Genomic DNA, 12,670 nt, shown 5'->3' with positions numbered 1-12,670 from the left:
TGATCAGTGAGAGGTAACATGGAAATATCAAAACAACCTGTGTCAAACGACAAAGCAGCGCTACCAAGCGAAAGCTCAACAGGCACAAAAAAGTCTTGGGGCGAAGCCATCAAAGCCTATATGGACAAGCGCGCTTGGGTGATGTTGCTATTGGGTTTTTCTTCAGGGTTGCCTTATCTATTGATATTTTCTAGTTTGTCAATTTGGCTCAAAGAAGCAGGATTTGATATCAAAATTATCACCATGTTTAGTTGGGCGATGCTAGGGTACTCGTTTAAGTTTGTTTGGTCGCCCCTCGTCAATGCCGTGCCGATTCCGTTGTTAACCAAAATGCTAGGACAACGTCGTAGTTGGCTAATTGTGGCACAAATTGTGGTAGCCTTTGCAATTTTTATGCTCGGTAGTTTCAATCCCACCAGTGATGTTGTACTTGATTACATGGCATTTTTTGCCGTGTTGTTAGGGTTTTCAGCGGCGACACAAGACATCGTGATTGATGCCTATCGCATTGAAATTGCTGAAAAATCCATGCAGCCTGTACTCTCTGGTATGTTTATGGCAGGCTACCGAATCGGTCTGATTGTTGCAGGGGCAGGGGCGCTGTTCTTGGCAGAATATTTTGGCTCGACCAAAGCCACTTACAACTACGCTGCTTGGCAGCAAACCTATTATATTATGGCATCTTTGATGCTAATAGGGGTTGTCACCACCCTTTTGATTAAAGAACCCACCGTCACCCGGGTGCAGCATGAACGCCCGATGTCGGATTATTTTCAACTGTTTTTACTATTTTTAATTTCAGTGATTGCGTTGATTGCCAGTTTTATTGTCATCGGTCACGTGCTTCCAGAGACTGAGTCAAAATTTTTGGGCTTTGTTTATGAGAGTATTAAATTTATTGGCGCTGTTGTTATCGCCATTAGCACCGCTTTAGTGTTATTAAAAGCCAAAATCATCAAAAAGCAAGTCGCGGTTGACATGTGGGTCGCACCGATTCAAGACTTTTTCATTCGGTATGGGAAAAAAGCCGTATGGCTGATTTTATTGATAGGCTTGTATCGTATTTCAGATATTGTGGCAGGTACGACGTCAAACTTGTTTTATGTCAATTTAGGCTTTAGCAAAACCGATATCGCCTTGGCGGTCAAAACCTTTGGTATGGGGATGTCAATTGTAGGTGGTATTCTAGGCGGCTTGCTTGCCGAGCGTTTTAAAATCATGAACGCTATGTTGATTGGTGCTATTTTAGCGTCAGCGAGTAATTTATTGTTTGTGATTTTGGCGGGCAAGGGACATGATTTTTTTTATATGTACTCAGCGGTGATGTTTGATAACCTCGCATCAGGTCTAGCAAGTGCCATCTTCGTCGCCTTTTTATCGGTATTGACCAATATTCGCTTTAGCATGGTACAGTATGCACTGCTTAGTTCATTGATGACGTTAACACCAAAGATTTTAGGTGGCTACTCAGGTGCGATGGTAGAAACCATGGGATATCCTGCTTTCTTCACCTTTACCGCATTGATTGGCATTCCTGTGCTGTTGTTGATTTATATGGTAGATAAGCATGTGATGAGCCAAGATGCGACAAGAGGCGATAACATCACCCATGAATAATCCAGTATCATCTTATACTATTCAATCATTGTTGGCTGTACCAAGCACGGTTGAAAAACACATCCGCAAACAGTTGCTGGGTGAATATCTTCATGTAGGGCAAACTTATCTTATTACCCATGATAGCGAAATGGTAACTGCAGCAATAGTCACTCAATATTTTGCTGCGCTAGAGGAGTTGATAGCCGGTAAACCATTCGCTTATGTGCTCGGTAAACAAAGTTTTTGGCAGCATGAGTTTTTAGTCAATCAGCATACTTTAATACCGCGTCCTGATACTGAGAGGTTGATAGAAGCGGTGCTTAACCATCATAAAAATAGCCTAAGCAAACAAATGAATATCTTGGATTTAGGCACTGGGTCAGGTTGTATTGCCATCACGCTGGCAGAAGAATTTAAAAATTCATCCGTTAGTGCAGTAGACAAATCACCTCAGGCACTGAGCGTTGCAACACAAAATGCTAAAAGAATAGGGGTTAGTAATATCGCGTTTTTTGAAGGCAGTTGGTATGAACCCTTTATGACAGCCCATGGAGATGAAAGCAATAAATTTGATATTATCGTATCTAATCCACCTTATATCGATCCCAACGATCCCCACTTGGCAGGTTTAACTGATGAACCCATTAGCGCGCTAATCGCGGATAATAAGGGAATGTCGGACATCTGTCATATTGTCAAAACTGCGCCACAATTTTTACAGCCTCATGGGTTATTAGCGATTGAACATGGGCATGAACAGGGTGAACAGGTTAGGGATGTGTTTCTGTCAAATGGCTTTGGCGATGTAATCACCGTCAAAGACTATGGCGACAATGAACGAGTAACGCTAGGTGTACTAAATTAGTGTACTAAATTAATGGGCTAAAATAGCCTAAGTAAATATGTGAAATTTAACAACTATGTCAGAACAAACAGAATTAACCGATGCAGAAATGCTACGCTATGCCCGCCAAATATTGCTAGAAGGGTGGGATATAGAAGCACAAACGCGGCTAAAAAATAGCTGTGCGATTATTATTGGGATGGGCGGGCTAGGCTGCCCACTTGCAGAGACCTTGTGCCGTGCTGGCATTGGCAAAATGCTTATTATTGACGATGATACGATTGATGAGAGCAATCTGCAGCGGCAGTCGTTGTTTACCCCTAACGATATCAGTCAATCTAAAGCGCTGGTAGCCAAAGCTAAATTAAATCAAATTAATGCATTTTGTGATGTTATCGCCATACAAGCACGTTTAACAGCCGATAATTATCAACAAATGGTTGAACAAGCGAAAATAAATAGCCTAAGCAAATTAATCTGTGATTGCACAGATAACTTCAAAGCACGAGACCTCATTAATACCATCGCTGTCAAGTCAAATTTGTCACTATTATCAGCCTCTGCCATTACGCAAACCGGGCAACTGGCATTATTTACGCCACAGCAGGGTTGCTATCATTGCTTATTTCAAGGGGCAGGAGATGATGAGCAAACGTGTGCCACTAGCGGCGTGCTTGCCAGTACTACCCAAATTATCGGCAACCTTCAAGCCCAAGCGGCTTTAAGTTTTTTGGGACTGGGCATCAATCCTATAGCGCAAACGTTATTGCTATGGAACGGCAAAACCATGAATCTTAAAAAACTTCACTATCGTAAAGACGCTAACTGCGAGATTTGTAGCCAACCATCCGCTATCACAGACGTAATTTAAACTAGAGTCAATCATGCAAAAAAATCACTTTTTGAAAAAATCCTTAAATGTCATTCAGCGGGTCGGGAAGACGGCAACCGTAGCTGGCAAAGCAGGGCTGCGCATCGCCCAAGGTGAAAAAATAACCCCAACGCTGCTGCGCCAAAGCTTTGAAGCGTTGGGTACTACCTATATCAAAATCGGTCAGTTTATTGCCAGTACCCCGTCCATCTTTCCCCGAGAATATGTTGAAGTATTTCAAGGCTGTCTAGATCAAACCACGCCCATGCCTTACAGTTATATCGAAGGTGTATTAAGACAAGAACTAGAAAAAGACGGGCAGACCTTAGAGGATATTTTTCAAAGTATTGAGGTCAAACCGCTAGCATCTGCATCCATCGCCCAAGTTCACAGTGCTATTTTAAAAAATGGCGATAATGTGGTGTTAAAAGTGCAAAAACCTGAAGTAGATACCATCATTCAAACCGATTTAGGCATGATGGTTGGGTTGACTAAACTGATTGATAGTATCGCACCATCGCTAAAATTTGCCAGTATTTCACCCATTATTGATGAAATCCGTTTGCGCATGGCAGCAGAAACGGACTTCTTACAAGAAGCCAAAAACATTGATGATTTCCAAGATTTTTTGAAAAAAACCGACAATCATAAAGTAGTCGCGCCCGATGTTTATCATGATATCAGTAGCAAAAAAGTACTTGTCATGACCCGGTTTTTTGGGGTGTCTATGATTGATGATGCTGCCATGCGTCAATACTGCAAATACCCCGCACAGGTGATGACAGATACTTTAAACACGTGGTTTTCTAGCTTGATGCTGTGCAATAGTTTTCATGCCGATTTGCATGCCGGTAATTTGATGTTGTTGACCGATGGTCGTATTGGCTTTATTGATTTTGGGATTGTAGGCAAACTTGAACCCAAAGCGTGGCAAGCCAGTATGGGGATGATGGATAGTTTTGCTAAAGAAGACTATCGCGGCATGGCGCATTATATGGTTGAAATGGATATGACCCATGCGCGAGAGCAAGTCAATGTCGATGTCCTTGCCCAAGACCTTGAGTCAGTGATGAAAAAAATCTTGGCGGAAGATAGTTTGTTTATGGGAAAAACCATTGACCAAACCATGCCAAACCGATTAAAAGATCATACTGATGAAATCAACCAAATGTTGCTTGAAATGGTGGAAGTCGGTAAACGCCATGGTATTCACTTTCCAAGAGATTTTGCGCTACTGACCAAGCAGCTGTTATATTTTGACCGTTTTATGAAAGTACTTGCCCCTGAAATGGATATGTTTCATGATGCGCGGATTAAAATGGCATAAACACGCGATGAATTAATCCTCTTTGCGCTGTAGCCATGTTCTAAGCCAAGTTGAAATCGCTTGGTGGTGTTTGATACATAGGCTCAGCGCCTTTAAGTCTGCTTTTAGGGTTTTTTGTTCGCGCTGTAGAGTTTCTAACATCAGTTGAACCACCAACTCTGTCACCAGGTCTGAGATATCATCAATATTGCGCTGACTAAGTTCTTTAAAAAACCGCGCCCAATGTTTGATAAGTTTATTTTGCTGCTCTGATGTCAAGCCCGCCAGTATAAAATGTGCTTTGGCATTGATTCGCTCGTAAGTTGACCAGTTTGGGTTATCAAAATCCTGCAATCTTGATTGAATGGTTTGAATCCAAGTAATCAACTTCAATAGTTCTTCATCGGCAATGGCTTGCCAAGTTAGGCAGCAACTTTCATCATAGTTTTTGCAGGGCGCATTCATCGCATCCGTGAGGACATCCGTGAGGACATCCGTGATAACACCATTGATAACATCAGTGTCACCAGTTGAATTTTCGTCCAATCGAATCGGGGCTGTTGGTTTGGTAGATGGGGGTCTCGGTTTAAAAACATTAGCCGCTTCGCTGCGCTGATAAATATCACGGATGACAGATTGGCTAATGCGGTTATTTTCCAGACTGCCTAATAGCTCTGGTTGAAACAAAAAACATAGCTGCAGATGCAGTTGTACCGTCAATTCGCTATCAAAATTGAGCAGGGCATCTTGCGCTTGCCGTGCTTGGTTTTTTCGCCCCAATCCCATTTTGTTCTTGATGTCTTCACGCAGTAACCACCCATAACTGCCTTTTGGCAGTTTTTGGGTCAGCGCAGAGAGTTGCTGCAAAATTTTGCTGCGATTTTCAGGGGTATTGGTAGGATATTGACGCGTCAGACTTGAGTACAAATAGGCTGATAGGGGAACGGCTTGGGCGATTTGTTGCTGCATCGCTAACATACCATGCGCTTTGACATAACTATCCGGGTCATGATTATCTGGCAGTGTCAAAAAGTGTAATTCCTTGCCATCAGTGAGCGCAGGCAACCCAACTTCCATGGCACGCCAAGCGGCTTTTTGTCCTGCACTATCACCATCAAAACTTAAAGTAAGTCTGGGATTAAATTGCAGTAATCTTTCGATTTGTGATTGCGCCAGCGCTGTTCCCATGGAGGCAACTGCACCATACACGCCTGCTTGATGAAGGCTGATGACATCCATATAACCTTCAACCACCAGCCAGTCTTTGGCTTTGGCCTTGCGCCCTTCAAAAAGACCATACAACACGGCTTGTTTATGAAATACCGGTGAATCTGAAGAATTGATATACTTGGGCTGCTCATCATCAGATAGGGTGCGACCGGCAAAGCCGATCACCCGTCCTTGTTGGTCGCGGATGGGGAAAATCACCCGATTGCGCAGCAAATCAAAATCACGCCCATTTTGCGAGGTGCGCACCAATCCCAAGATTTTCAACCCTTCGATGTCTTGGGGGAAGGCTTCTTCAAGATGTTGCCAACCGTTTGGGGCAAAACCCAAGGCAAATTCTTCGATAGTGTGCGGCGTCAGACCACGTTTGAGCAAATAATGTTGGGCAAAGCTATTTTGCTGTAATTGATGTTGATAAAACTGGCAGATTTGGGTCAGTAAGTCGTATAAACTCGATGAACTATCCTGCGGACTGCTATTAGTCAAGTCATCAAAGGGTGAAAACCCGCCAACGCTTGCATCATCATACTCACCAAAAGGGATAAAGCTGGCATCTAAGTTATCAGACGTTTGAAAGTCATCAAAAGCGTCTATCCACAAAGCCTCTGCATTGGCAATAGACGGACGCTCGGCAACATCTGAGTCAGAGAGAGTTTGAGCGGGACTTTGAGCCAGATTTTGATGAGATGATGGCCTTGCTTGCGCTACAGCAGGTTTGGGCTGAATGGGTGTTTTTTTATAGGTATGCGATTTGTTGACAGGTTCTTTGGGCAGCTCAATCCCCGTTTGACGGGACAGTTCTTTGAGTGCTTCGCCCGCGGTGAGATTTTCGTACTCTTTTAAAAAGGTGAGCGCATTGCCTGCGACACCACAGCCAAAACAGTTATATAGCCCTTTTTGCGGATTGACAAAAAATGAGGGGGTTTTTTCTCCATGAAAAGGGCAACAGCCTTTAAATTCATTGCCCGAACGTTTGAGCTCCACATGCTTCCCAATAATCTTGACGATATCGGCATTGGCAATGATTTGATCAATGATGGCATTGTTACTCATGGTAAAAAGCGCATTTCCAGTTAAAAATTAGCTGATTGAAAAAAAATAGCTAGGATAAACCTAGCTAATGTTAACAGGGTTTATAGATTATTTAACTTGACTGGTATTGTCAGGTGGCAGACCTAAACCAATTGTAGTGTCACGTGGTCTTGTCGGTGTTTCATCATTTGCCGTAGTAGCCGGACTTGGCAGGCGCATTGCCGCAGCTTGCTGAATTGAAGTCTGAATCACTTGTGGCTTGGTGTTGCCTGAGTATTGACCTGACTGCTGGGCTAGCCCTTGAACAGCAGCATTTTGTGAGCTTTGACCGAGCACGCCCAATGTGGCTTTATTTAACCAGTTTGAACCGGTACGGGTATTGTCAAGTTTGACGTTGCCACGCGCATCAATCAGACCAGGATAGTTGATACGAAGTAGTTGTTTATATTGATTGGCGGTATCGGTCATTCCCAGTTTGTCATAGCTATAGGCGATGGTTGCAATAGACTCTGGAATCGCTTCGCTTTGTGGGTAGTACTGAAACACCCATTTAGCACGGTTGGCGGCTGCCACATAGGCTTTGCGTTTAATATACCAGCGCGCTACATCCATCTCACTTTCTGACAATTGGTTATAAATATAACGCATACGTAGCGCAGCGTCTGGGGCATAGGCACTGTTTGGGAAGCGATTAATCAGTTGTTGAAAGTTATTAAACGCAATGCGCGAATAGCCCATATCACGGTGTGCAGGATTAAGCTTGGTGTATTTCATCACGCCGCCTGATGCTGCCTGCATATTTGAGATACCGCGAACATAGTAAGCATAGTCAACTTGCGGGTTGGATGGATAAGACTGAATAAAACGATCAGCACTGGCAATGGCATCCAAATAGTCACCATGCTGGTACTGCGCGTACATTAAGTCAAGTAATGCTTGCTCGCTGTAATCACCCACAGGATAGAAAGTCCGCAAATCGTTTAACTGGCTAATCGCTTTAGCAAGGTTGCCTTTTTTGATGTTGTCAGACGCTGCTTGGTAGTAGCCTTGTTCGCTTTTTTCAGCTTTGGTCGCGACGACTTCGTCTTTGCCACCAAACAATTTTGAATTTTTTAGCGTTTGACAGCCAGATAAAGTGGTCAAAGCCAGAGTAATTGCGGTGACACCCACAACTTTGGAAAGATGATGCATACGAACCTCAAATCTATTGCAAAAATATTTGCCCATCATAATACTTATTGTTCAAAACTGAATGCAAAATATTGTATTAAAAATTTCACTAAGTCTATCACGAAACGTTATACTTTGTGACCTATCCGCGCATATTAATTTTGCAAATCCATATACCCTAAGTCTGATATGTTTATGACCACGCCAATCGCCTCACATCCGAGCAACTTAAATCCAATCGAATCAAACATTGAATCTACGACTGAATCTATGACTCAAAACAACACCAATCAACTCGAAGAAGAATGGGAAAACCTGTCACAACCACACCCAAGCACTCAAAACTTGCAGACCCACGATGCTGGCAGTCATCAAATTGTCCAAAATTATACAGTCAACTCTGAGCAAATAGGGGAGCGCATTGATAAAATTGCTGCCTTGGTGTTTAGCGACTATTCGCGTGAGCAAATTAAAAATTGGCTTGAGTCAGGCGAATTAACCGTAAACGGCGCAGCGCAAAAACCCAAATATCGTCTTAAGCCCAATGATATGTTGGTGCTTAAAGCGAGTTTGACCGCTCAACAGCAAGATTTGCCCGAGAATATCCCACTTGATATCTTGTATGAAGATGAGGCGGTGCTAGTCATCAATAAGCCAGTAGGTTTGGTCGTCCATCCTGGCGCAGGCAATGGGTCGGGTACGCTAGTCAACGCGCTGCTTTTTCATTATCCTGACAGCCGCACGCTACCTAGAGCAGGATTGGTACATCGCATCGATAAAGAAACATCGGGTTTAATGGTGATTGCTAAAGACAGTCAAAGCCAGCTGCATCTAATTAATCAGCTTAAAGACAAATCCGTGTACCGGCTTTATCAAGCGATTGTGTTAGCGTCCGCGGCTGAGCTTGCCCGCCATCGCACCATTGATGCACCCATTGGTCGCCATCCGACCCAGCGCACCAAAATGGCGGTGGTGGGTAGTGGCAAACCCGCTGTCACCCATCTTGAGAAAATCACAGCGATAAGCGACGCTGTCTCATTGGTCAGCGTCCGTCTTGAAACAGGGCGCACCCACCAAATCCGTGTACACTTATCAAATTTAGGTTTCCCCTTGCTCGGAGATCCCCTATATGGCGCTGCTCGTAAAAATGCGATATTGTTAAAAACTTTGCATGACGACCAAAAACACATCGTGCAACAGTTCCAGCGTCAGGCACTACATGCTTATGAGCTTGGCTTTATCCACCCAAAAACAGGCGAGCCTATTAAAGTGCAAGCACGCCTGCCCGAAGACATGCAAAAACTACTCGACACCCTAAAGCCCTAGCAAACCCATAATTTTTTATCGTACTACTATTTTTAGTCAACTTATGACCAATACCCAAGTTATCAGTGCCGAGTCCTTTTTACGGTTTAATGGAATAACCGATTAAGGATTAACGATAATAGCCGGTGCGGTCGTGACAGGCACGGTGGTCGTTGTCGCTACCGCGGGCGTTGATGCGGGTAGCAATACAGGGGTTGTCGTGGTAGTAGAAACAACGGTGGCAGGTTTTGACACGGTTACTGTCGCGCCTGAGCCTGTTTGTACCGTCACTGGGGTGGTGGTATTGACATTCGATGTTGATACTACAGTTGTACTAGGCAGTGTTGTAGTAGGTGCTGTTGTTACCACAGGGGCTGTGGTAGTGACGACAGGCGTAGAGACGGTGCGATAGGTCGGCGTGGTGACAATTTGTGTCGGGTAAAATGGCATACCGTCAACGATGGTAAATCCATTAGGGCGAACCATCACCGTATCGCTCGTGCCATCTATATGTTGATTGACAATTGTTGTGGTTTTTGGCGCCACGCGGGTCGTGGTTACCGTTGTCGTTTTCTTAGCGGCGGCTTTAACGGTGCGCGCATTACTGGGCGTTGCCACGGCACTCATGGCAATCACCGCAACTGACGCGGCAACGATTTGGGATTTTTTTATAGCGGTCATCATCATATTGTGTTTCCTCAAAAATACACATGGAATTGATGAAATTATTATGCGCATATTGTTGATAGAAATATAAGTTATAAATGTAAATAACACGCAAAATTTGCAATTTATGCGATAGCTGCTGTGAAAAAATGTAACTACATGGGTCAATTAACCCATTGAACAGGACACTTTGATAGGCTTGAATTTTTGCTAATTAAAGCGCTTAGACCAGCAAAAAAATAGGCGTGACGGTTGTTTTATTGGGTTACAAGGTTTATCCTTATCCGTTGACATTGAATATTTGGGCAATGCCACGTTAGCGTAAATTTTTTAGCAGTCAAACTTATCAATTAAATGTAGGAGCTATTCATGTTTTCACATGTAGAACCGTATGCAGGTGACCCGATTTTGGGGTTGATGGACAAGCATAAACAAGACCCACGTGCCGACAAAGTTAATTTGGGTGTGGGTGTCTATTTTGATAATGACGGTAAATTACCCGTCCTCAACTGTGTGCAAAAAGCTGAAGCACAAATCGCTAATCCACCAAAACCACGTCCCTACCTGCCAATGGACGGTCTGCCAGGTTATCGCGCTGCTTGCCAAAACCTATTGTTTGGTAAAGATGCACAAGTATTAAAAGATAAGCGTGTGGCAACCACAGCGACCATCGGTGGTTCAGGCGCGCTCAAAGTCGGGGCTGATTTTATTCATGCTTGGTTTCCACAAGCCAAATGCTATGTGTCTGACCCAACGTGGGCGAACCATATTGGTATCTTTGAAGGTTCTGGTTTTGCGGTGGGCAAATATCCTTACTATGATGCAGCGACCAATGGCATCAAATTTGATGAGCTCATTGCCTTTTTAAATACCTTGCAAGCCCATGATGTGGTGTTGCTGCATCCCTGTTGTCATAACCCAACGGGCGTTGACTTGACCCAAGCGCAATGGGATAAAGTGCTTGAAGTGGTAAAAGCGAAAAACTTGCTTGCCTTTATGGATATTGCCTATCAAGGCTTTGGTGAAGACATGGATGCCGATGTCTATGCGATTCGCAAAGCAGTGGACATGGGCTTGTTGTTCTTTGTCAGTAACTCATTCTCAAAAAATCTATCATTGTATGGTGAACGCGTTGGCGGTTTATCTGTGGTGTGTAAAGACGAAGCACAAGCCAAAGCGGTACAAGGTCAATTGCAGTTCAATATCCGCCGCATTTACTCAAGCCCACCTTCGCATGGCGGTCATGTGGTTGATATCGTGATGAATGACGAAGCGTTATTCAATGAATGGGTGCAAGAAGTGTATGTGATGCGCGATCGCATCAAAGACATGCGCCAAAAACTCCGCGACAGCTTAGAAGCCAAATTACCCGGTCGCAGTTTTGAATATATCACCAAGCAAAACGGTATGTTCAGCTATACTGGTCTCACCCCTGAGCAAGTAGCGCGCATTATCAAAGATTTTGGTATCTATATGGTCGCTAATGGCCGTATCTCGGTTGCCGGTCTAAACGCTAGCAATATCGACTATGTAGCCAATGCCATGGCAGAAGTGTTAAAAGACTAAGCTTATTAGATAAGCCTGTTAAAAAACTAAGATAGTTTAAATAATCAAAACCCTTAACCGCGTGTTAGGGGTTTTTTATGACGTATGGCTTACGATTTATAAGTGATGGGTTATGACTTATGATTAACGGGGCGGGGAAGTATTTAAGCCCGTTTTGGTAAGATTGTAGAAATATTTTTGAGGGTTGTTAATTAAATCCCCACAAAAAACCTTGCTTTTCGTATCGGCTTTTGCTGAGATACCGATTACAATAATTTTAATAAAAATAGGATATCTTTATGGTCGCCCACAACCCCATACCCAATTTTCAAAACCCAGCTGAGTCTACGCCACCATCCATCCCGCAAGCCCTCACCCCCCAGTTTCGAGAAATCGACTACGGCAATAACGTTGCCCAGCGTACCCTGTGCGTTTTGGTGTTGGATTTGTCAGGCTCAATGGCGATACGCTCAGGCAATGGCGACAAACGCCGTATCGATATGCTCAATGAAGGGATTGAGGCGTTTTATCATGATTTGATGAAAGATGAAACAGCCCGTAACCGTGTGCGTTTAGCCATTGTCATCGTGGGCGGGGTCAATGATACCGCAGAGCTGATGATGGACTGGACAGATGCGATTGATTTTTTCCCCATTAAATTTCGTGAAAATGGCATGACGCCGCTCGGGCAAGGTATGTTACTTGCGCTCAATTTGATTGAGCAAGAGCGTATCAATCTACGCGACAACGGTATCAATTATACCCGTCCTTGGGTTATTGCCATGACGGATGGTCTGCCCACCGATAGCCAAGATGTGTGGCAGGCGGCTATCAATCAATGTCACCAAGCCGAGCAAAATAATCAATGTATTATTTATCCGATTGCCATTGATGCAGGCGTGCAAGAAGTTAAGATGCTCAAGCAACTGTCGATTTTAACCCCCCCTGTGCATCTCAACTCCGTTAAGTTTGTCGAATTTTTTGTGTGGTTGTCCGCGAGTCTTAAGACCGTCTCACAATCTGCGCCTGGGGAAACCGTGCAATTAGGGAGCATCTCACCGTGGGCGACCATTCAAAGTTGATAGTAAAGACAATTACCTTTAAC

Annotated in this window: 10 protein-coding genes; 7 read left to right on the top strand and 3 right to left on the bottom strand. The window is 43.9% G+C overall.

Annotated elements, in window-relative coordinates:
* The first annotated feature begins 18 nt into the window (after window positions 1-18).
* Genes RNZ41_RS05300 through RNZ41_RS05285 form a run of 4 tightly spaced genes read left to right on the top strand, consistent with a single transcriptional unit; the run spans window position 19 to window position 4,641 of the window.
* Window positions 19-1,617, top strand: a complete 1,599-nt coding sequence (locus tag RNZ41_RS05300; RefSeq protein ID WP_314027793.1) for an AmpG family muropeptide MFS transporter — start codon at window positions 19-21, stop codon at window positions 1,615-1,617.
* Entirely contained in the window at window positions 1,610-2,464 is an 855-nt protein-coding gene (gene prmC / locus RNZ41_RS05295; protein ID WP_314027792.1) for a peptide chain release factor N(5)-glutamine methyltransferase, read from the top strand. Before RNZ41_RS05300 ends, prmC begins: the two co-directional genes overlap by 8 nt.
* A gap of 55 nt (window positions 2,465-2,519) precedes the next feature.
* Window positions 2,520-3,314: a HesA/MoeB/ThiF family protein gene (locus RNZ41_RS05290; protein WP_314027791.1), complete on the top strand. Its 795-nt coding sequence runs from the start codon at window positions 2,520-2,522 to the stop codon at window positions 3,312-3,314.
* A gap of 13 nt (window positions 3,315-3,327) precedes the next feature.
* The gene (locus RNZ41_RS05285) at window positions 3,328-4,641 is read left to right on the top strand and encodes an ABC1 kinase family protein (RefSeq protein WP_314027790.1); all 1,314 of its coding nucleotides are present in this window, start codon (window positions 3,328-3,330) and stop codon (window positions 4,639-4,641) included.
* A 12-nt stretch (window positions 4,642-4,653) separates the two neighbouring features.
* Here RNZ41_RS05285 and RNZ41_RS05280 read toward each other — a convergent pair whose 3' ends face one another.
* A complete protein-coding gene (locus tag RNZ41_RS05280; RefSeq protein WP_314027789.1) occupies window positions 4,654-6,900 on the bottom strand; it encodes a DNA primase in 2,247 nt (748 codons plus the stop codon).
* 87 nt (window positions 6,901-6,987) lie between these two features.
* Entirely contained in the window at window positions 6,988-8,070 is a 1,083-nt protein-coding gene (locus RNZ41_RS05275; protein ID WP_314027788.1) for an outer membrane protein assembly factor BamD, read from the bottom strand.
* A 174-nt stretch (window positions 8,071-8,244) separates the two neighbouring features.
* On the opposite strand from RNZ41_RS05275, the gene RNZ41_RS05270 reads away from it, so the two are divergent.
* Window positions 8,245-9,375: an RluA family pseudouridine synthase gene (locus tag RNZ41_RS05270; RefSeq protein WP_314027787.1), complete on the top strand. Its 1,131-nt coding sequence runs from the start codon at window positions 8,245-8,247 to the stop codon at window positions 9,373-9,375.
* A gap of 102 nt (window positions 9,376-9,477) precedes the next feature.
* Here the strand turns inward: RNZ41_RS05270 and RNZ41_RS05265 are convergent, their stop codons facing one another.
* Window positions 9,478-10,041, bottom strand: a complete 564-nt coding sequence (locus tag RNZ41_RS05265; protein WP_314027786.1) for a hypothetical protein — start codon at window positions 10,039-10,041, stop codon at window positions 9,478-9,480.
* Window positions 10,042-10,389: 348 nt separating this feature from the next.
* On the opposite strand from RNZ41_RS05265, the gene RNZ41_RS05260 reads away from it, so the two are divergent.
* Window positions 10,390-11,586: an amino acid aminotransferase gene (locus RNZ41_RS05260; RefSeq protein WP_076776244.1), complete on the top strand. Its 1,197-nt coding sequence runs from the start codon at window positions 10,390-10,392 to the stop codon at window positions 11,584-11,586.
* Window positions 11,587-11,864: 278 nt separating this feature from the next.
* Window positions 11,865-12,647, top strand: a complete 783-nt coding sequence (locus tag RNZ41_RS05255) for a vWA domain-containing protein (RefSeq protein ID WP_007115297.1) — start codon at window positions 11,865-11,867, stop codon at window positions 12,645-12,647.
* Window positions 12,648-12,670: the final 23 nt, after the last annotated feature.

The organism is Moraxella sp. DOX410 (assembly GCF_032248735.1).
Classification (GTDB): domain Bacteria; phylum Pseudomonadota; class Gammaproteobacteria; order Pseudomonadales; family Moraxellaceae; genus Faucicola; species Faucicola tetraodonis.
This window is presented reverse-complemented; position numbering and strand designations above follow the sequence as displayed.

Coding starts and splice junctions, on each gene's coding strand:
- RNZ41_RS05280 (WP_314027789.1), bottom strand. CDS start 6,900: ATGAGTAACAATGCCATCATTGATCAAATCATTGCCAATGCCGATATC.
- RNZ41_RS05275 (WP_314027788.1), bottom strand. CDS start 8,070: ATGCATCATCTTTCCAAAGTTGTGGGTGTCACCGCAATTACTCTGGCT.
- prmC (WP_314027792.1), top strand. CDS start 1,610: ATGAATAATCCAGTATCATCTTATACTATTCAATCATTGTTGGCTGTA.
- RNZ41_RS05260 (WP_076776244.1), top strand. CDS start 10,390: ATGTTTTCACATGTAGAACCGTATGCAGGTGACCCGATTTTGGGGTTG.
- RNZ41_RS05255 (WP_007115297.1), top strand. CDS start 11,865: ATGGTCGCCCACAACCCCATACCCAATTTTCAAAACCCAGCTGAGTCT.
- RNZ41_RS05285 (WP_314027790.1), top strand. CDS start 3,328: ATGCAAAAAAATCACTTTTTGAAAAAATCCTTAAATGTCATTCAGCGG.
- RNZ41_RS05290 (WP_314027791.1), top strand. CDS start 2,520: ATGTCAGAACAAACAGAATTAACCGATGCAGAAATGCTACGCTATGCC.
- RNZ41_RS05270 (WP_314027787.1), top strand. CDS start 8,245: ATGACCACGCCAATCGCCTCACATCCGAGCAACTTAAATCCAATCGAA.
- RNZ41_RS05265 (WP_314027786.1), bottom strand. CDS start 10,041: ATGATGATGACCGCTATAAAAAAATCCCAAATCGTTGCCGCGTCAGTT.
- RNZ41_RS05300 (WP_314027793.1), top strand. CDS start 19: ATGGAAATATCAAAACAACCTGTGTCAAACGACAAAGCAGCGCTACCA.